The 18,875-nt window shown below is 69.3% G+C and carries 18 protein-coding genes; 5 read left to right on the top strand and 13 right to left on the bottom strand.

Features of this window, described 5'->3' with window-relative positions; all coding sequences use genetic code 11:
* Nucleotides 1-2: 2 nt before the first annotated feature.
* Nucleotides 3-530: a hypothetical protein gene (locus BLS97_RS09610; protein ID WP_157695329.1), complete on the bottom strand. Its 528-nt coding sequence runs from the start codon at nt 528-530 to the stop codon at nt 3-5.
* A gap of 156 nt (nt 531-686) precedes the next feature.
* Here BLS97_RS09610 and BLS97_RS09605 point away from each other — a divergent pair, with 156 nt between their 5' ends.
* Complete coding sequence (locus BLS97_RS09605; RefSeq protein WP_090481804.1) at nt 687-1,253, top strand: Dps family protein; 567 nt, start codon at nt 687-689, stop codon at nt 1,251-1,253.
* A gap of 45 nt (nt 1,254-1,298) precedes the next feature.
* On the opposite strand, the gene BLS97_RS09600 is transcribed toward BLS97_RS09605, so the two are convergent.
* The 5 genes from BLS97_RS09600 to ilvA all read right to left on the bottom strand — a co-directional run bounded on the left by BLS97_RS09600 (nt 1,299) and on the right by ilvA (nt 6,485).
* A complete protein-coding gene (locus BLS97_RS09600) occupies nt 1,299-2,231 on the bottom strand; it encodes a hydroxymethylglutaryl-CoA lyase (protein WP_090475781.1) in 933 nt (310 codons plus the stop codon).
* 40 nt (nt 2,232-2,271) lie between these two features.
* Nucleotides 2,272-3,306, bottom strand: a complete 1,035-nt coding sequence (locus BLS97_RS09595) for a zinc-dependent alcohol dehydrogenase family protein (protein WP_090475780.1) — start codon at nt 3,304-3,306, stop codon at nt 2,272-2,274.
* Nucleotides 3,303-4,352 (bottom strand): zinc-binding dehydrogenase, encoded by a 1,050-nt coding sequence (locus tag BLS97_RS09590; RefSeq protein WP_090475779.1) that lies wholly within the window; start codon nt 4,350-4,352, stop codon nt 3,303-3,305. Before BLS97_RS09590 ends, BLS97_RS09595 begins: the two co-directional genes overlap by 4 nt.
* Nucleotides 4,353-4,359: 7 nt before the next feature.
* Nucleotides 4,360-4,848: a DnaJ family domain-containing protein gene (locus BLS97_RS09585; protein ID WP_090481801.1), complete on the bottom strand. Its 489-nt coding sequence runs from the start codon at nt 4,846-4,848 to the stop codon at nt 4,360-4,362.
* A 356-nt stretch (nt 4,849-5,204) separates the two neighbouring features.
* On the bottom strand, nt 5,205-6,485 hold the full coding sequence (ilvA, locus tag BLS97_RS09580) for a threonine ammonia-lyase IlvA (RefSeq protein ID WP_231988453.1): 1,281 nt from the start codon (nt 6,483-6,485) through the stop codon (nt 5,205-5,207).
* 208 nt (nt 6,486-6,693) lie between these two features.
* On the opposite strand from ilvA, the gene BLS97_RS09575 reads away from it, so the two are divergent.
* The 4 genes from BLS97_RS09575 to galK are packed head-to-tail and all read left to right on the top strand — an operon-like array spanning nt 6,694 to nt 10,764.
* A complete protein-coding gene (locus tag BLS97_RS09575) occupies nt 6,694-7,521 on the top strand; it encodes a DeoR/GlpR family DNA-binding transcription regulator (protein WP_231988451.1) in 828 nt (275 codons plus the stop codon).
* Nucleotides 7,522-7,525: 4 nt separating this feature from the next.
* Complete coding sequence (galT, locus tag BLS97_RS09570) at nt 7,526-8,596, top strand: galactose-1-phosphate uridylyltransferase (protein ID WP_407938050.1); 1,071 nt, start codon at nt 7,526-7,528, stop codon at nt 8,594-8,596.
* Nucleotides 8,597-8,650: 54 nt separating this feature from the next.
* Nucleotides 8,651-9,619, top strand: coding sequence for a UDP-glucose 4-epimerase GalE (gene galE / locus BLS97_RS09565; protein ID WP_090475775.1), 969 nt, complete (start codon nt 8,651-8,653; stop codon nt 9,617-9,619).
* The gene (gene galK, locus BLS97_RS09560) at nt 9,616-10,764 is read left to right on the top strand and encodes a galactokinase (protein ID WP_090475774.1); all 1,149 of its coding nucleotides are present in this window, start codon (nt 9,616-9,618) and stop codon (nt 10,762-10,764) included. The genes galE and galK overlap by 4 nt, the downstream gene beginning before the upstream one ends.
* A 12-nt stretch (nt 10,765-10,776) precedes the next feature.
* Here galK and BLS97_RS09555 read toward each other — a convergent pair whose 3' ends face one another.
* From BLS97_RS09555 to deoC, 7 genes are all read right to left on the bottom strand, one after another.
* Nucleotides 10,777-11,166: a RidA family protein gene (locus BLS97_RS09555; protein WP_090481798.1), complete on the bottom strand. Its 390-nt coding sequence runs from the start codon at nt 11,164-11,166 to the stop codon at nt 10,777-10,779.
* 76 nt (nt 11,167-11,242) lie between these two features.
* Nucleotides 11,243-12,622, bottom strand: a complete 1,380-nt coding sequence (xylB, locus tag BLS97_RS09550) for a xylulokinase (RefSeq protein ID WP_197676497.1) — start codon at nt 12,620-12,622, stop codon at nt 11,243-11,245.
* A 105-nt stretch (nt 12,623-12,727) separates the two neighbouring features.
* Entirely contained in the window at nt 12,728-13,969 is a 1,242-nt protein-coding gene (locus BLS97_RS09545; protein ID WP_197676496.1) for an ROK family transcriptional regulator, read from the bottom strand.
* A gap of 145 nt (nt 13,970-14,114) precedes the next feature.
* Nucleotides 14,115-15,413 (bottom strand): sugar ABC transporter permease, encoded by a 1,299-nt coding sequence (locus BLS97_RS09540; protein ID WP_090475772.1) that lies wholly within the window; start codon nt 15,411-15,413, stop codon nt 14,115-14,117.
* The gene (locus tag BLS97_RS09535; protein ID WP_090475771.1) at nt 15,410-16,195 is read right to left on the bottom strand and encodes an ATP-binding cassette domain-containing protein; all 786 of its coding nucleotides are present in this window, start codon (nt 16,193-16,195) and stop codon (nt 15,410-15,412) included. Before BLS97_RS09535 ends, BLS97_RS09540 begins: the two co-directional genes overlap by 4 nt.
* Nucleotides 16,196-16,350: 155 nt before the next feature.
* Nucleotides 16,351-17,541 (bottom strand): sugar ABC transporter substrate-binding protein, encoded by a 1,191-nt coding sequence (locus tag BLS97_RS09530; RefSeq protein ID WP_090475770.1) that lies wholly within the window; start codon nt 17,539-17,541, stop codon nt 16,351-16,353.
* Nucleotides 17,542-18,095: 554 nt separating this feature from the next.
* Nucleotides 18,096-18,860, bottom strand: a complete 765-nt coding sequence (gene deoC / locus BLS97_RS09525) for a deoxyribose-phosphate aldolase (protein ID WP_231988449.1) — start codon at nt 18,858-18,860, stop codon at nt 18,096-18,098.
* Between the last annotated feature and the right edge of the window lie 15 nt (nt 18,861-18,875).

The following is an 18,875-nucleotide window of genomic DNA, read 5'->3' as shown; positions in this document are numbered from 1 at the left end:
GATCACCGACCGCGGGAGGCCCGGCTGGCGGTGAAGTAGGCGTTCGACGCACTCATGTACATGAGAACGATGGCCACCACGGCCAGCGCCACCCCGATCCAGCCCGAGATCTGCGTGCTCGAGGACCGGTAGACATGCCCGTTCACCGTCACCGAAGCCGAGGCCGAGAAGGCGCTGAGGATCGATAGCGCCGACAGCACGGTGAGCACGATCCGGGCCCAGTTGCGCCCGGCCCTCATCTTGAAGGCGAACAGCAGGTACAGCGCCAGGAGAGCGGCCCCGACCACCACGGTGATCGTCTTGGCCGTGTTCACCAGCGCTTGCGCGTCGACCCCGGAATTGCCCGCGTTTGCGGCGACCGCCTCGTCCCAGACGTTGCTGGTCAACCCCAGGACGATCCCGACCGCAGCCAGAAGAGCAACGAGAAGGTAAATGGCGAATGCGCCGGTGACGGTTCCCGGCGGTGCCGGCCGGGGGCCCGGTCCGTAGGACGTATTGGCAGCTGAGGCAGGGTATGAAGGAGTGGTCATGCTCGGACGATAATCGCGGCCGGGCGACCTTGCACGGCGAATGGGAAAAATCGGCGGCGATCGAAAGACGTTTCGGTGTGGGTGAACCGGGTACTGCCGCCGAGACACCGAATCGACACCAGCGCCATGCAACTCGTGGCCGCGAAGGAGATAGTGATGGCCCGCAAGACCTCCGTTCCGCGTTTCACCGTGCCCAGCCTGGATCCGAAGCAGGGAGCCGAGGTGGCCGCCATTCTGCAACAGCGGTTGCATGCGCTCAACGACCTGGCCCTGACCCTCAAACACGTCCACTGGAACGTGGTCGGCCCCCATTTCATCGGCGTCCACGAAATGATCGACCCGCAGGTGGAGGTCGTCCGCGCGTACGTGGACGAGACGGCGGAGCGGATCGCCACCCTCGGCAGTTCGGTCAAGGGGACTCCGGGTGCCCTGGTCGCCGAACGGACATGGGACGACTATTCGATCGGCCGAGCCGACACGATCGCCCACCTCGGCGCGCTCGACGTCGTGTACCAGGGCGTCATCGCCGATCACCGCAAAGCGGCCGAGGACACCGAGGAAACCGACCCGGTGACCAATGACATGCTGATCGGGCATCTGCACCAGCTGGAACTCTTCCACTGGTTCATCCGCGCACACCTGGAGAACGCTTCCGGCACGCTGGCCACCACCGGCGATACCACCGAGAAGTCCGGTGCCGCCTCGGGGGCCAAGGCCAGCTGATCCGGCCCGGCCGGGCGATCAGGTTCCAGGGTCGGCGACCCGGTTCTAGGGCAGGTGAAGGCCCACGCGGCCAAGAGGCTTCGGGCGTCCGCCGGCGCGGTGAAGGGAACTGGCCAGCGGGTGCCCGACTGCCTGCTCGACCAGACCGGCCGCGACCAGAACGGCGTCCAGGTCGATTCCGGTGTTCACCCCCGACTCCTGGAGCATGTACACCAGCTCCTCGGTGGCGATGTTGCCGCTGGCCCCAGGGGCGAACGGGCAACCACCCAGACCGCCGACGGATGCATCGATCTGGGTCACTCCGGCCTGCACCGCGGCCAGCACATTGGCCTGCCCGGTGCCGCGGGTGTCGTGGAAGTGCACGCCGACGTCAAGACCCGCGGCCGACCGTACCGCCTGCACCAGGTCCACCACCCGGCGCGGGGTGGTGGTGCCGATGGTGTCCCCCAGGGCCAGCCGGTCGGCGCCGAGTTCGGTTGCTCGCCGGGCGATCTCGACCGTCCGCGCGGGCGGGGTGGGCCCGTCGAACGGGCAGTCCCAGGCCACGGCGACGATCACCTCGCAGTGGCCGCCGCGTTGGTGGACCAACTCCGCGATCGGCGCCGTGAGCGCCAGCGCATCGTCGCTGGTCCGCCCGACGTTGGCCAGCGAGTGCCCGTCGGCCGCCGAGACGACGTACTCCAGTTCGGTGAAGCCGGCATCCAGAGCACGTCGGGCCCCGTTGGGGCTCGCCACCAGCGCCGACCAGAGCACGTGCGGCCACCGGTGGAGTTGAGCCGCCACCTGGTCGCAATCGGCCATCGCCGGCACCGCCCGCGGAGAGACGAAGGCGGTGGCCTCGATCCGCCGGACACCGGTGGCCACCAGGGCCGCGATGATGGCCAGCTTCGCGTCCAGCCCGATCGGTCGCTCGAGTTGCAGCCCGTCACGCAGACCCACTTCACGGATATCGACCGCTGGGGGTAGATCAAGCGACATCGTCGTCACACTCCCGTCTCCACGCCCAGGGTAGAGGGGTTCATATCCGGATGACGGTCATACCGGCCCCGCCGGGGCGGTCCATCGCCGCCAGCACCCCGGTGGCCTGCTCGAAGGCGACCACCTCCCCGACCAGTTGTCGCGGGTGCAACCGCCCGTCGGCAACGGCAGCCAGCATTTCCGGGTAGTCCCCGACGGCCATCCCGTGCGAGCCGAAGATCTCCAGCTCGCGGCTGATGACCAGATCGAAGGGCACTGCGGTCATGGCCTTCTCGGCCAGCAGCAGCCCGACCTGCACGTGCCGGCCCCGCCGTCGGAGCGATGCTACCGAGGCGGCCACCGTGGCCGGGTGACCGATCGCGTCGACCGAGACGTGCGCGCCGCCCCCGGTCAATTCGAACACAGCGGCCGCCGTGTCGGCGACCTCGCTCGCGTTCACCCCCGCCTCCGCTCCCAGTTCGGCCGCGGCCGCCAGGGCCGCCGGCGACACGTCGACCGCGATCACCCGAGCACCGAGAGCAACGGCGATCATCACCAACGAAAGTCCGACACCTCCGCAGCCGTGGACGGCCACCCACTGCCCGCGGTGCACGCGGCCATGAGCGGTCAGAGCCCGGAATGCCGTCGCGAACCGGCAGCCGAGAGATGCGGCCGCGATCAGGTCGACCTCGTCGGGGACGTGGACCAGGTTGGTGTCGGCACGTGGCAGGGCGAGTTGCTGGGCGAACGACCCGGGCCGGGTGAAGCCCGGCTGTTCCTGATCCGGGCACACCTGGGCGTCTCCGGCGCGGCAGTACTCACATTGCCCGCAGCCCAGCACGAACGGTGCCGTGACCCGGTCGCCCACCTTCCAGCGGGTCACCGACGGCCCGACGGCCGCGATCACCCCGGAGTACTCGTGGCCGGGAATGTGCGGCAGGACAACCGGATCGTGGCCCTTCCAGGCGTGCCAGTCGGACCGGCAGACGCCGGTGGCCACCACGTCGAGCACGACGCCGTCGTCGGGACAAGCCGGCGCCGGGACGTCCATGAGTTCCAGCGCGCCACCGATCTCGGTGTAGCACAGCGCTTTCAAGGCCGGACCAGCACCTTGATCGACCGGCGCTGGTCCATGTCGGCGTAGCCGACGGCGATATCGGCCAGCGGCACCTCAGAGGTGAACACCGGTCCGGGATCCAGCGTGCCGGCCAGTACGTCGTCCAGCAGCGCGGGCAGGTACGTCCGCACCGGGGCCACGCCGCCGTGTACCGAGACGTTGCGGCCGAACATCTTTCGCAGGGGCAGGCCGTCCTTGACCCCGTGCGGGACGCCGACGTATCCGACGGTCCCGCCGGGCCGGGCGGCTCCCAGCGCGGTGTCCCAGCTGTCGGTGGTGCCGACGCACTCGCACACGCTGGCCGCGCCGAGACCGTCGGTCAGGTCGTGGACCCCGCTGATCGCATCCGGGCCGCGGGCGTTGACGATGTGCGTGGCTCCGAAGTCGGTGGCCATCGCGGCACGGTCCTCGTGGGTCGACAGCATGATGATCTTCTCCGCCCCGAGGCGGCGGGCCGCCAGCACGGTGCACAGGCCGACCGCCCCGTCGCCCACGATGGCGACCGTGCTGCCCGGCCCGACCCCGGCCGAGAGCGCGGCGTGATGTCCGGTCCCCATGACATCGGACAGGGACAGGAACGCGGCCGTTCGTTCGTCATGTTCGTCGGACGGCACCGGCACCAGGGTGCCGGCCGCCTGCGGCAGCCGGACGTACTGGCCCTGGCCGCCGTCGATGAGCCAACCGTCCCGATCCTGGGCCCCGTAGCTGCCGCCGATCAGGCACGACGTGGTCCAGCCGGCGAGGCAGTTCACGCACTTCCCACAGGACACCACGAACGGTGCAATGACCAACTGGCCGACCGACAGACCCTCGACGTCGGCTCCGAGTTCCTCCACCACCCCGACGAACTCGTGCCCGATACGGCGCTCGCTGCCGTCGACCACCCCGCGGTACCCCCACAGGTCGGACCCACAGATGCAGGCGGCCGTGACTCGGACGATTGCGTCGCTGGGCGTGACGATCCTCGGGTCCGGCACGTCGTCCGCGGAGATGTCGCCCGGTGCGTGGAGAACGGCTGCTTTCATGGGGAGATCATGCACGATGGTCCCGGACGCGGATCCACCTCGTCAGGTGCGTCAGGCGCCGCCGTCGGCGCGGGTCCGGCGGCCGCTCGGCCGGCTCGGGTCGTTGCGGGGTGCGGGCGGCCCGCCAGCCGATGACGATCTGGTCGGCGTCCAGTTGCATCAACGTCATCGACGGTCCCTCGCCGGCCGGCTTGGCCAGCGCATCGCCGATCCGGACGTTGAGTTCGGCGACCGCCTGCCGAACGCTGGTCTCGGTCGCCATCGCGGGGATGCGGGACAGGAGGTCCTCGGCTTCCCGGCGCAAGGCCAGCGCCGGCGGCAGGAAGGCGACGCCGTCGATCCCCTCCCGCATCATGTACTGACGCAGCCACCAGTTCTCGTCCCGGGGTCCCCCCAGGTCGCGCAGCGGTTTGCCGGCGCCGGGGAGATCGTCGAAGAGCCCCTTTTCCTGGGCGGCCAGGATCTGACGCTCGACGATGCGGTCGATGCTGCTCATGTCCATCCCTTCGGCGTCGGCCGGGCGTCCTTCGACGGTAGCCGCGTCCCCTCGATCCCGCCCGGTGCGGTGTCCATCGAATCGCGGACGGGTGGTCGTGAGAGGGCCGGTCCCATGGTGCATGTGGTGGTCGTCGGGGCCGGGATCGTCGGCGCGGCAGCGGCCGAGCGGCTCACGCGGGCCGGGGCAACGTGACTATGGCGGCTCGGGGCGACTCGTAAGACCTGCCTCGCACCCGTCATGTCCCCGGCAGCATGACGAGTAGCCCACCGGTATGACGAGTCGCCCACCACCCCGCGCGCCGAGCCGACAGGGCCCACCCCCACCCGCGCGCCAACGACCCGCTGCCGCAGGACCTACATCAGGAAGCGGTAGGCGGCGGAACCGGGCTCGATTCGCTCGTAATCCATGGGACCGGCTGCCATGCGCGCCATGAGCCCGTCCAGCCCGTCGGCCGAACCGAGTTCGATACCGACCAAGGCCGGCCCGGTCTCACGGTTGTTGCGCTTGACGTACTCGAACAGGGTGATGTCGTCGTCCGGGCCGAGGACCTCGTCCAGGAAGCGGCGCAGCGCGCCGGGCTCCTGGGGGAAGTCGACCAGGAAGTAGTGCTTGAGCCCGGCGTGCACCAGCGAGCGTTCCAGGATCTCGCCGTATCGGGAGATGTCGTTGTTGCCCCCCGAGATCAGGCAGACCACGGTCGACCCGAGGGGCAGGTCGAGCTGCGGCAGGGCGGCCACCGACAGGGCACCGGCCGGCTCGGCGATGATGCCCTCGTTCTGGTACAGGGCCAGCATCTCGGTGCAGATGGCGCCCGGGTCGACGCTCGTCACGGACAGGTCGGCCCCGCCCAGCACCCGGTACGGGAGGTCGCCGATCCGGCGCACGGCAGCCCCGTCGACGAAGGGATCCAACGACTCCAACCGGACCGGTCCGCCGGCGGCCAGAGCGGCCGTCAGCGACGCGGCCCCGACCGGCTCGACCGCGGCCAACCGGACTCCCGGCGCCCGCTCCCGCAGGTAGACGGTGAGTCCGGAGAGCAAGCCGCCGCCACCGACCGGGACCACGATGACGTCCGGCTCCCGACCGAGGTCCTCGATGATCTCCGCTGCGATGGTGCCCTGACCGGCCACGGTGCGGGGATCGTCGAACGGCGGCACCATCACGGCGCCGGTGTCGCGGGCGAACACCCGCGCCGCCTCCGAGGCGTCGTCGAAGGTGTCGCCCACCATCACCAGATCGACGTGGTCGCCGCCGTGGACGCGGATGCGGTCTCGCTTCTGCCGCGGCGTTGTCCGGGGCAGGAAGATGGTGCCGCTGATGCCCAGTACCCGGCAGGCGAAGGCCACACCCTGCGCGTGGTTGCCGGCACTGGCGCACACCACGCCGGCCGCTCGTTCGTCGGCGGTCAATTGGGACATCAGGTTGAACGCCCCGCGCAGCTTGTACGAGCGGACCACCTGCAGGTCCTCGCGCTTGAGGTAGACCTTGAGCCCGGTCGCCTGCGACAGCCGCTCGCACGTCTCCAGCGGGGTCGGGACGACGACCCCGGCGATTCGGCGCGTGGCCTGATCGACATCGGCGGCGGTGAGTCCGTCGGCGAACACCGGAACGTGGATCTGGGGGGAGACGGACACCGACTCATTCTCCCCGACCTCACGGCCGACCGGACCGCCCGCCGGACGCCGGACGCGCTGACCTCCGCTGGTCACGCCTCTCCGGCAGATCCCACAGAAAGGCACACAGCCGGCTCGGATATGGTTGACAGTGTTCGAATTGGAGTCAAGACTCAACATGTCCGCACGCTTTCGAACATCCGGACCACCGTTACGAGGAGGAACTGAGTTGCTGGCCCCAGTCCGCCAAGCCCGGATCCTGGACGAAGTGCGCCGGTCCGGCGGCGTCCGCGTGGCCGATCTCACCACGTTGTTGGGCGTCTCGGACATGACGGTGCGCCGTGATCTGGAGATCCTCGATCGCAAGGGCCTGCTGGCCAAGGTGCACGGAGGCGCCACCGCGGTCGAGACGGCCAGTGCGATCGAGCCCGACTTCGAGGCCAAGAGTGTCCGCGAGCTCCCGGAGAAGGAGGCGATCGCCGAGCGCGCCGCCACCCTGGTCCGCCCGGGCATGGCCATCGCCATCACCGCCGGCACCACCACCTGGACCCTGGCCCGGCATCTGGCCGGTGTCGCCGACCTCACCGTCGTCACCAACTCGTTGAAGGTGGCCGAGGTCCTCAACCACCAGCAGCGACCGGATCTCACCGTGGTCCTCACCGGTGGCCTCCGCACTCCGTCCGACGGGCTGGTCGGACCCATTGCTGTGCAGGCGATCCGCTCGCTGCGAGTGGACATGGTGATCATGGGGGTGCACGGCATCGACGAGCACGCCGGCCTGTCAACGCCGAACCTGATGGAGGCTGAGACCAACCGCGCTCTCGTCGAGTCCTCCCGGCGCCTGGTGGTCGTCGCCGATCACACCAAGTGGGGCGTGGTCGGCCTGGCCCAGATCGCCCCGCTCCGCGCCGTCAGCACGCTGATCACCGACGATCGGCTCGACCCGCACGCGGCGGCCGTGCTGGCCGACCAGGTCGGCGAAGTCATCATCATCCCGACGTCGGACGAGACATCGTTCTCCTCCGGCGACCACGACGACCGGAAGTCGGACGCCTGACATGATCCATCGCCTCTCCGCTCGCCTCGCCGATGACCGTGAGATCATCTACTTCGACGAGAGTCCTGACGAAACCAGGATTCTCGTGGATCCACGGGACCTGCCCAAAGTCGAGTCGACGTCCACCGTGCGCTACGACCAGCTCACCGGGGAGTGGGTGGGAATCGCCGGGCACCGCCAGACCCGGATCTATCACCCCCCGGCCAACCAGTGTCCGCTCTGCCCGTCGACCGCCGAGAACCAGAGCGAGATCCCTTCTCCCGAATACGATGTCGTCGTCTTCGAGAACCGCTTTCCGTCGTTGTCCGGGAGCGGCAGTCCGGCCGAGGTCAAGGAACTGTTCACCGTCGCTCCGGGCAACGGGCGATGCGAGGTGGTCTGTTTCACGTCCGACCACAACGCCACCTTCTCCCACCTGACGCCCGAACGAGTCGGCACGGTGATCGAGGCGTGGGCCGACCGGACGGTGGAATTGTCCCGGCAGCCCGGCATCGAACAGGTCTTCTGCTTCGAGAACCGCGGGGCTGAGATCGGGGTCACGCTGGCCCACCCCCACGGGCAGATCTACGGCTATCCCTACGTCACGCCGCACACCGCGGCCATGCTGCGCCAGGTCGAGAAGCATCGAGAGGCGAGCGGCCGCAACCTGTTCGGTGACCTGATCGACGCCGAGATCGCCGACGGTTCGCGGATCGTGGCCCAGAACGAGCACTGGGTCGCCTTCGTCCCGTTCGCCGGGCGCTGGCCGGTCGAGGTACAGGTCTTCCCGCGGACGCGGGTCCCGGACATCCCCGCCCTGTCGACGCAGCAGCGGCTCGCGCTGGCTCCGATCTACCTCGAGGTCCTCCGCCGGATGGAGGGCGTCTTCGCCGACACCCTGCCCGCCATCTCGGCGTGGCACCAGGCCCCGGTGTCGCAGGGGCGGGAGGACTTCTGGTTGCACCTGCAGATCTTCACCATCCGCCGCGAGGTCGGAAAGCTCAAGTACCTGGCCGGATCCGAGTCGGCCATGGGCGCATTCGTCAACGACATCCCGCCGGAGGTCGCCGCCCAGCGTCTCCGGGACGCATCATGACCTGCCGCCGGCGCACCGCGCCGCGCCGATCGCACGAAATGGAATGCTGACATCATGAAGACTCTTGTCGTCGGCGGCGCCGGTTACATCGGATCCGTCGTCACCCGCCTGCTGATCCAGGACGGCCACGAGGTGGTCGTGCTCGACAACTGCTCGACCGGCCACGCGGACTCGATCCCGGCCGGCGTCCGGTTCGTCCAGGCCGACATCTCGGCCGTCGGTGAGGTGCTGGCCGGGGCCGATTTCGACGCCGTCCTGCACTTCGCGGCCAAATCCCTGGTCGGCGAATCGGTTGCTCACCCGTCGCTGTACTGGCACACCAACGTGATCGGTTCCCGGGCGCTGCTCGACGCCATCACCGAACACGGCGTGCCGCGCTTGGTGTTCTCCTCCACCGCTGCCGTCTACGGTGAGCCGGACACGTTCCCGATCACCGAGGACTCACCCACCAAACCCACCAGTACCTATGGGGCGACCAAGCTCGCCGTCGACATGATGATCACCAACGAGTGCGCGGCCACCGAACTGGCCGCCGTCTCGCTGCGCTACTTCAACGTCGCCGGGGCGGCGTGGGGTGCCGGCGAACGGCACACCACCGAGACCCACCTGATTCCGATCGCCCTCGACGCGGTGGCCGGACGGCGCGACAAGCTCAACATCTACGGCGACGACTGGCCGACCCCGGACGGCACCCCGATCCGGGACTACGTACACGTGGCCGACCTGGCCCGGGCGCATGTCCTGGCCCTGACCGCAGCCCACCCGGGAGAGCACCTGATCTGCAACCTGGGCAACGGCAACGGGTTCAGCGTCAAGCAGGTCATCGCCGAGGTGGAACGGGTGACCGGGCTGGAGATGCCCGTGGTGTCCGGCCCGCGCCGAGCCGGCGACCCGACCCGGCTGGTCGCCTCGGCCGACCGGGCGCGGGAACGCCTCGGTTGGGAGCCGCAGCACGACCTTCGCCAGATGGTGGCCGACGCCTGGGAATTCAGCAACTCCGTCGCCGCCCAGGAACCACGGTGACCGAAGCGATCGACCTGTTCCACCGCACATTTCCGGAAGCCATTGGTGCTCAGGCGTTCTCCGCTCCCGGGCGGGTGAACCTGATCGGCGAGCACACCGACTACAACAACGGTCTGGTGCTGCCGTTCGCCATCGACGCGCGCACCCACGTGGTGGTCGCGCGGAACGAACTCCGCACCGTCCGGGTGGTCTCCGCGCAGCGACCCGACGAGATCAGAACGATCGCGGTCGACCGGATCGACCCCGAGACGGCCGGAAGTGATTGGTCGGCCTACGTTTTCGGCGTTCTCTGGGCGTTCGCCGACTCCGGACGCGAGGTGGGCGGGATCGACCTGGCGATCAGCTCCACCGTTCCCGTCGGCGCCGGTCTGTCATCCTCGGCGGCGCTGGAATGTGCGGTGGGGCTCGCCGTTTCGACCGTGTTCGGCCACGACCTGAGCCTGGACCAGATCGCCCGGCTGGCTCAGCGCGCGGAGAACGACTACGTCGGGATGCCGTGTGGACTGATGGACCAGATGGCCTCGGCCACCTGTGAGCAGGGCAACGTCCTGTTCTTCGACGTCGGCGCGGATACGTGCGAGAACATCCCGTTCGACCCGGAGTCCGACGGCCTGTCGGTGCTGGTCATCGACACCAGGGCGCACCACTCCCTGGCCGACGGGGAGTACGCCAAGCGGCGGGCCTCGTGCGAGCAGGCCGCGGCCACGCTGGGGATCGAGTCGTTGCGGGACATCACCTTCGACGGTCTGGACGCGGCACTGGCCCGGTTGGACGACGCCCTGTTGCGGCGGCGCGTGCGTCACATCGTCACGGAGAACCGGCGGGTGGAACGCGTCGTCGAGCAGCTCCGTCACGCCGGGGCGATCGCCATCGGACCGGATCTGACCGCATCCCACGTATCGCTGCGGGACGACTTCGAGGTGTCCTGCCTCGAGCTGGATGTCGCGGTCGACGCGGCCCTGACCGCCGGCGCCCTCGGCGCCCGGATGACCGGCGGCGGTTTCGGCGGTTCGGTCGTCGCGCTGGTCCCACACTCGGCCAAGGATCGGGTGAGCTCCCAGGTGCTCGCGGCCTTCGCCGCGAGATCCCTGACCGCGCCGGTCATCCGGACCGTGACACCGGCCCAGGGCGCCCGCCGGGACTGACGCCGCACCCGATCAACGGTGAGAGACCCGGGCGGTGACCTCGATCTCGATCAGCATCTTCTCGTCCATCAGGCCGCACTGCATCATCGTCGCGGCCGGCGGGGCGTCACCGAAGGCCGCCCGCAGCGCGGGCCAACTGGCGGGGAAGTCGGCGCGGTCGGGCAGCAGGTAGCGGACCCGGACGACGTCGGCGAACGACGCACCGGCGGCGGCCAGGGCCGATCCCACGTTGCGCAGCGCCTGCTCCGTCTGCGCCTCCACCCCGTCGGGCATGGTCATCGTGGCGTAGTCGAAACCGGTGCAACCGGACAGGAAGACCCACTCGCCGTCGACCACCGCGCGGGCGTAACCGATCTGCTTCTCGAAGACCGATCCGGAGCTGATGTGCCGCCGCGGGGGCACGACGGGTCGACCGAGGGCGCCGTTGTCGTCCGGTGCGTCGGCGGCGCTGTGCCGCCCGGTCACCGGGACGACCGCGTCACCAGCCAACGGTGGCGTCCCGCAGCGCGTCGTACGCAACTCGCACCTGCGGGGTCGGTTCGCCGGTGAACTCCTGGTACGGGGCCGGGGCCCACTCGGGCAGCGCCTGCCCGCCGGACAGGGCCCACGCCGCCTGACGGGCCGCGCCCAGTGCGACGTACTCACCGGCTTCGAGCACCCGGACGGCCTGGCCGAACACGCCGGGCGCCAACTGCTGCACGGCCGGGTTCTTGGCGCCGCCGCCGATCATCAGCACTCGGGTCGGCTTGACCCCGAGGGCGTCAACCGCGTCGGCCAGCGAGCACAGCAGGGCCTCGACAGCGGCGCGGGCGAAGTTCTCCCGGGTGGCGCCGGAGGTGAGGCCGGAGAACACACCGGATGCGGACGGGCGGTTCGGGGTGCGCTCGCCGTCGAGATACGGCAACAGGGTGAGCCCGCCGGCGCCCACGTCCCCGGCCAGGGCGAGCCGGGCGAACTCCGCGTGATCGACCCCGAGCAGGCCCCCGACCACGGAAAGGATGCGGGACGCGTTGATGGTGCACACCAACGGCAGGTACTGGCCGGTGGCGTCGGCGAACCCCGATACCGAGCCGGTGGGATCGGCGCAGGCCTGCGAGGCCACGCAGAAGGCGGTACCGGAGGTGCCGATGGAGACGACCACGTCCCCGGGACCGATGGCCAGGCCGAGGGCCGCCGCCATGTTGTCGCCGGTGCCGGCGGACAGGATCGTCCCGTCGGGGGTCCGCGAGGCGACGGCGCCCGGAGCGACCAGTCGCGGCAGGACGGGCGCGGCGGTCCGCCCCAGCGCCCAGGCGGCGATCTCCGGGATCCAGGCCCGGCGCATCGGCGAGTAGTACCCGGTGCCCGAGGCGTCACCGTGGTCGGTCGTCATCTCCGTCTCGCCCGAGAGTTTCCACGTCAGCCAGTCGTGCGGGAGGAGCACGGCCGCCGTGCGGGCCGCGTTCTCCGGTTCGTGCTCGGCCATCCAGCGCAGTTTCGTGACGGTGAACGAGGCGGTCGGCACCGATCCGATCTCGTCGGCGCAGGCCTGCGGGCCACCGAGGTGTTCGACCACGCTGTCCGCCTGCGGGGCCGACCGGAGATCGTTCCAGAGCAGCGCGTCGCGCACTACCGCTCCGGTGGCATCCAGCGCCACCATGCCGTGTTGCTGGCCGCCGACCCCGATGGCCGACGCCCGCTCCAGCAGCCCGGATCCGGCCTGCTGCAGGGCATCCCACCAGGCGTCGGGATTCACCGACGTGCCGTTGGGGTGGGGGGCGGACGCCTGGTCGACGACCACGCCGTCGGACGCACGCACCAGAAGGATCTTGGTCGACTGCGTCGAGGAGTCGATACCGGCCACGAGAGTTTCGGTCACGTCGGTCATCCTTTCATTGCCGGCCCGCGGGCGGCGCCGCGCCCGCCGCGGCCGGCCCGAGGACAGGACGGTCGGCGACGAGCCGTCAGACGTTGCCCGGCCGGCCTACTGGGCGACCAGGACAAGGGTCGGGTCGTTGATCAGGCTGTCGATCCCGGCGTGCGCGGCACCTAGGGCCGGCGCCTCGAAGCCGAGGGTGGAGTACTCGATCCGGCAGGCCATCACCTCGCCGCCGAGCACCCGGGAGCGCATCTCGGCCGACACCGCGTCGGCCACGTACTTCTCCAGGGCGGCGAAGTGCCCCCCGAAGATGATCACTTCCGGATCGAGCAGGTTGGCCAGCACGGACGCACCGACCCCCAGATTGCGGCCGGCCGAAGTCAGGGCGGCCAGGGTCCGGGCGTCGCCCGCCTCGGCCCGGCGGACGATCTCGGCCAACCGCGCCGTCATGTCCCCCTCGCGCAGGCGATCACCCCGGTCGGCGGAGACGGCATCGACCACCGCGTTCATCCCGACCGCCGTCTCCCAGCATCCCCGGCGTCCGCAGCCGCACTGCACGGTGGGATCCCCGATCGGCATGTGGCCCACCTCGCCGGCGAAACCCGTTGCCCCACGGACGATCCGGCCGTCGATGATCATGCCCGCGCCGACCCCGATCTCGCCGACCAGGTACAGCAGGTTGTTGGATCCGGCCGACGGGCCGGACGCGTACTCGGCCATGGCCCCCAGGTTGGCGTCGTTGTCGACGGCGATCCGGGTGCCGGCCCACCGCAGCCGCCCCATCAGGGTGTGCACCACATCGACCTGACGCCACCGCAGGTTGGGGCCGTAGGCCAGCACCCCGGCGTCGATGTCGATCAGGCCGGGCAACGACAGATGGAGGGTCTGCACCTGATTCGGCGTCGCCCCGCAACCGGCGACCAGCTCCCCGGCCATCTCGGCCACCTGACCCATGGCCCGGGCCGGCCCGAGGTCGAGCATCGGCAGGGACATCCGGCGGCGGGCCAGGACCCGCCCGGTCAGATCGGTGATGACGCCGGCCAGATAGTCGACGTTGAGTTCCAGCCCGATGCATCGCACCACGCCGACGTTGACCTCGATGGTGCGTCCGGGGCGCCCGACCCCACGGCGCTGGATGATGCCTTCGGTGACCAGGCCGCGGTCGACCAATTCGGTGACGAGGCTGGAAACCGTGGCCTTGTTGAGTCCGGTGTCCTCGGCCAGGCGGGCCCGCGAACGCGGGCCGCCCGCGGCCAGGCTGCGCATCAGCAGGCCGAGGTTGAGCCGACGGACGGTGGCCTGGTCGGCCGGTGAGCCGACGGCGCCAGTGGCCGAGAGGGTGCGCACGTGGGCCTCCTCGGCGTCGGTGCTGGGTCGGATCGGTCTGCGGCGGTGGACAACCGGGTCGGTTCAGCCGGGGATGAAGGTTGCTCGGTCAGTGCGACCGATCGGACAACCTTCATCCCCGCCGAGGGCTGACCCCGCGTGGGTGCTAGCGGGCTGACCCGGCCCGGCGACGGCGGGACAGCGCGTCGACCGAGGCGGCCAGCAACAGCACGATGCCGGTGATGATGTAGTTCACGTCGGCCTGCAGTCCGAGCAGCCCTAGCCCGTTGTTGATGACCGCGATCACCAGGCCACCGAGGATGGCGTCGCGGGCCTTGCCCTTGCCGCCGAACAACGACGTACCGCCGATGACGGCCGCGGCCACGGCATAGAGCAGGACGTTGCCGCCGCCGGAGCTCGGCGCCACCGATCCGAGCCGGGAGGCGTCGATGACGCCGGAGAACGCCGCCATGGCCGAGCTGATCACGAAGCAGTAGATGGTGATCCGGCCGACCCGGATACCGGCCCGACGCGCGGCTTCGGCGTTGCCACCGACGGCGTAGACGTAGCGGCCGAAGGCCGTCCGGTGCTGGACGAACGTCCAGACCACCAGCAGCACACCGACGATGGGTGCGATCCACGGGACACCGGCCAATGGCACCGGTCCCTTGGAACGGTTGGTCGACAGGGCCCAGGTGGCCAGGATGAGCACGACCGCGATCAGTACGATGCGGATCACCACCACCACCAGCGGTGTGGTGACCAACTGCTTGGAACTGCGCCGCTGCCACACGAACAGGTTCAGCGCGGCGTAGGCCACGATCGACAGGATCACGATGATCCAGCCCAGGCCGACGGACACGTTGCCGCTGTCGATGTTCACGATCGTCTGGTCGGTGACCGGAACGGTGCCGCCGTCGCCGATGATGCGCAGCAGGACGCCCTGCCAGGCCAGGAAGAAGGCCAGGGTCACCACGAACGACGGGATCCCGACCACGGTCACCAGCCAGCCGGTGAGCAGCCCCATCAGGACGCCGACGACCAGGGCGGCGAGCACCGACCAGTACCAGGGCCAACCCTGGTTCAACAGCAGTTCGGCCATCACCGCGGCACCGACGCCGCCGATCAGGCCGGCCGACAGGTCGATGTGGCCGAGCATGAGCACGAAGCCAAGGCCCATGGCCAACACGATGATCGACCCGGCCTGCTGCAACAGGTTCGCGAAGTTGTAGACGGTCGGGAATCCGTCGGCGCCGGGCTTGGCGATCCAGAACACGATGACCAGGACGACCAGGCCGAGGACGGCCGGGAGGGCACCGACATCACCACCGCGGACCTTGTTCACGTAGCCCTGGAAGTAGCCGCCGATTCCCGTGGTGGCCTCGTCACCGGAGAACGATGTGCGGGCCTCAAGGGAGGACGCGTCCCCGGACGAATCCTTCTTGTTCAGATCTGGTGTGCTCATGCCGAGGCCTGCGCAACGACGGGCGGCAGACCGATGTCACCGGTGCGGCCGGAGGTGATCAGTTCGATGATCTGGGCGGTGGTGACGTCCTTCGATGCGACATCGGCCGCCACCCGGCCCAGGTACAGGGGGGTGATGCGGTCGGCGACCTCTTTGACGTCGTTCATGTTGTGGCTGATGAGCATGACGGCCAATCCGTTGTCGGCCAGTCGGCGGACCAGGTCGAGGACCTGCCGCGTCTGGGCCACGCCGAGGGCGGCGGTCGGCTCGTCGAGCATGACCACCTTGGAGTTCCAGAGCACTGACTTGGCGATGGCGACCGACTGGCGCTGTCCGCCGGACAGACTCGAGACCAGTTGCCGGACCGAGGAGATGGTGCGCACGGACAGCGAGGCCAGGGTCTCCTTGGCCCGCGTCTCCATGGTCGCCTCGTCCAGGACGATGCCGCTCTTGGGCTCACGGCCCAGGAACATGTTCTGGACGATGTCCAGGTTGTCGCACAGGGCGAGATCTTGATAGACGATCTCGATCCCCAGGGCGGCCGCGTCGCGGGGGCCGCTGACCGTCACCGGCTTGCCCTCGAACAAGTACTCGCCGGAGTCGATGGAGTTGATGCCGGCCACGCATTTGACCAACGTGGACTTGCCTGCGCCGTTGTCACCGACGAGGGCGGTCACCATGCCGGGGTACAGGGACAGATTGACGTCGTGCAGCACCTGCACAGCGCCGAAGCTCTTGTTCACCCCCCGCAGTTCCAGGATGGGTGTCTGGCTCTCGGTCATCGGCGTTTCTCATCTCTGTACAGGCCGCGACATCTGGATCCGGCCGCGGATTCGGCTCGTTTCGAGCGGGCCGGTGAGGCCTCGACCCGCACAACCGGGCGACGGCTCAGGATATGTCCTGTGCCGCCGCCCGGTGTCAGCTGCTACTGCTCAGGTCAGCCGGTGACGCCGGCGGCGGTGCACTTGGCCTGGTAGGCCGCGGTGCAGACGTCCGACAGCTTCAGGTAGCCGTCCTTGATCGGGACACTGATGTTGCTCTTGGTGATGGCGACCGGGGTCAGCAGGACGGCCGGGACGGCCTTCTTGGTCTGCGAGTCGGTGATGGTGCCGGTGGTCGCCGGGGATCCGCCCTTGGCCAGAGCGATGGCGGCGGCGGCCAGAGCCGCGGCCTCCTGCTTGACCGGCTTGTAGACGCTCATGCACTGGTAGCCGTCGAGGATGTTCTGCATGCCCTGGACGGTGGCGTCCTGGCCGGTGACCGGGATCTTCAGGTTGTTCTTCTTCAGGATCGAGATCGCGGCGTTGCCGAGACCGTCGTTGGCGGCGAGGACGCCGTCGACCTTGCCGCCGGCGGCGGTGAAGAGCTGCTCGAAGTCAGTGGCCGCGATCTGGTTGTCCCAGTCCTTGACCGCCTGCTCGCCGACCTTCTTGTAGCTGGTGATCTTGTCGAGGATGTTGTGCGCACCCTTGGCGAAATCGGTTGCGTTGGAGTCGGTCGGGGACCCGTCCAGGAAGATGATGTTCTTGTTGCCGGAGCCCAGGCAGGTGGCCAGGCCCTGGCCCTGCAGCTCGCCGACCTTGACGTTGTCGAACGAGATGTAGGCCGAGGCACTGCCGCCGAGGGTCAGGCGGTCGTAGTCGAGGGTCTTGACGCCCTGGGTGGCCGCCTTCTTCTCGATGGCCGCACCGGAGGCGTTGTCCAGGTTGACGATCGCGAGGACGGTGACGCCGCCGGCGATCATCTGATCGGCGATGGTGGCCATCTGGGTCGCGCTGCCCTGGGCGTTCTGGATGTCGGCCGGGATACCGGCCGCCTTGAACGCCGCGGTCAGCAGCGGTGCATCGGCGGTGGCCCAGCGAGCCGAGGACTTGGTGTCCGGCAGGATGACGCCGACCTTGCCCTTGACCGGTCCGGAGGACGAGGAACCGGCGGCCGACGACGAACCGACAGCGGCCGACGAGGCAACCGACGAGCCGGCCGACGACGAACCGGCGGCGGCCGACGAGGCCGCCGAGGTCGCCGACGACGCGGACGAGCTCGTGGAACTGCTGGAGCTACTACATGCTGCAACCACGAGCGTCCCGGCCATCATCAGGCCGAGAGCAGCGGAAGTCTTGAGCCGCATGTACTTTCCTCTCTTTCGAGCACCGCAGGCCGGTCGACCTGACGGCGAATTTTGGGGGGGCGAACAGATCGAGGACGATCGTTCACCGTGGAGAAGATGCCGGTGATCGGCAGGGCCGGATCAGGAATCCGATCGGATGATCGGTGACCCTTCAGGCTTGTCGATCCGCCGGACGGCAAGGGACAACCGGGGCCGTGAACGTGGGTCGCAACCCAACTTGAACTCAGACATCGGTGTCCTTCGCTGTTCGGCCACCAAGACGGGAATACGTCCGGGTGTCAGGGACCATGCCGTGACGTGCGCCACGGGCTAGGTCAGCCGTCCAACAAACTATGGACCGGCGTCAGGCCTTGTCAAGCCGCACGAAGGTCACCTTTAGGTCACTGCCCATCCAAATAGATCACGATTGCGACACGCGATTTGACCAACTGACGCGCACACCTGCGAGGACATCCCGAATGGCCCGATAACGGATGAATCACGACACGCTGTCCCGGAAGGAGGCCACCGGCCGTCACATCAGGTTCACGATCCGAGCACCGTCACCGTCGGTGTCAGTAGGAGTACAGCGAGCCACGCACGGGACCGCCGCCGGTGACGATCCGAACACCGCAGGAGGTACCCACCAGATCGGCTCCGGCCACCAGCACGGCACGCACCTGTTCGATCGTCTTGATGCCCCCGGCCGCCTTCACACCGACCGAGTCGGGCACGGCGCCGCGGAGATAGGAGATGGTCGACGGGTCGGCGATGCCGACGGCACCACGGGACGCGTTCTTCACAAAGGCCACGCCGGCGTCGATCGCCGCCTGGACACACCGTTCCCGTTGCCGGGGATTGAGCAGGGGCAGCTCGAGCATCACCTTGACGCCGACCGGCGAGGCCGCTTCGACCACGGCGCGGATGTCGGCCGCGAACTCGTCGTAGCGACTGGACAGCAGATAGCCGATGTTCACCGTCGAGTCCAGCTCGTCGACACCGGCGTCGACCAGGGCCCTGGCCTCGGCGACGCGCCCGGCGGTGGTGCCGCTGCCGTGGGGGTAGTCGATGAACGAGCCGACCCGCCCCGGCGCCCCGCGCATCTCGTCCTGCGCGGCCCAGACCCACGACGGCGGGACGATCGCCGCGTCGAAGCCGTACTCCAGGCATTCCCGGGCGTGCTCGCGGACCTGCCGCTCGGTGATCGCCTGCCCGACGAGGGTGTGCTGGATCCGGCCGGCCAGCTGGGCCGGCGGCAGGACCAGGGCCGGGTGGGGCAGCCGGTCCGGCTCGTCACCCGGATGCGGATCGAACTGGTCGGTGACAGTTGGTGCGACCACGTCGTTCTCCCTCGA

This window comes from Nakamurella panacisegetis (assembly GCF_900104535.1).
Classification (GTDB): domain Bacteria; phylum Actinomycetota; class Actinomycetes; order Mycobacteriales; family Nakamurellaceae; genus Nakamurella; species Nakamurella panacisegetis.
The sequence above is the reverse complement of the archived record's forward strand: the minus strand, read 5'-3'. Positions and strand labels throughout refer to the sequence as shown.

Excerpts from the sequence above, each read along its gene's own strand:
- BLS97_RS09610 (WP_157695329.1), bottom strand. The coding sequence starts at position 530 with ATGACCACTCCTTCATACCCTGCCTCAGCTGCCAATACGTCCTACGGA.
- BLS97_RS09605 (WP_090481804.1), top strand. The coding sequence starts at position 687 with ATGGCCCGCAAGACCTCCGTTCCGCGTTTCACCGTGCCCAGCCTGGAT.
- BLS97_RS09600 (WP_090475781.1), bottom strand. The coding sequence starts at position 2,231 with ATGTCGCTTGATCTACCCCCAGCGGTCGATATCCGTGAAGTGGGTCTG.
- BLS97_RS09590 (WP_090475779.1), bottom strand. The coding sequence starts at position 4,352 with ATGAAAGCAGCCGTTCTCCACGCACCGGGCGACATCTCCGCGGACGAC.
- BLS97_RS09585 (WP_090481801.1), bottom strand. The coding sequence starts at position 4,848 with ATGAGCAGCATCGACCGCATCGTCGAGCGTCAGATCCTGGCCGCCCAG.
- galE (WP_090475775.1), top strand. The coding sequence starts at position 8,651 with ATGAAGACTCTTGTCGTCGGCGGCGCCGGTTACATCGGATCCGTCGTC.
- BLS97_RS09540 (WP_090475772.1), bottom strand. The coding sequence starts at position 15,413 with ATGAGCACACCAGATCTGAACAAGAAGGATTCGTCCGGGGACGCGTCC.
- BLS97_RS09535 (WP_090475771.1), bottom strand. The coding sequence starts at position 16,195 with ATGACCGAGAGCCAGACACCCATCCTGGAACTGCGGGGGGTGAACAAG.
- BLS97_RS09530 (WP_090475770.1), bottom strand. The coding sequence starts at position 17,541 with ATGCGGCTCAAGACTTCCGCTGCTCTCGGCCTGATGATGGCCGGGACG.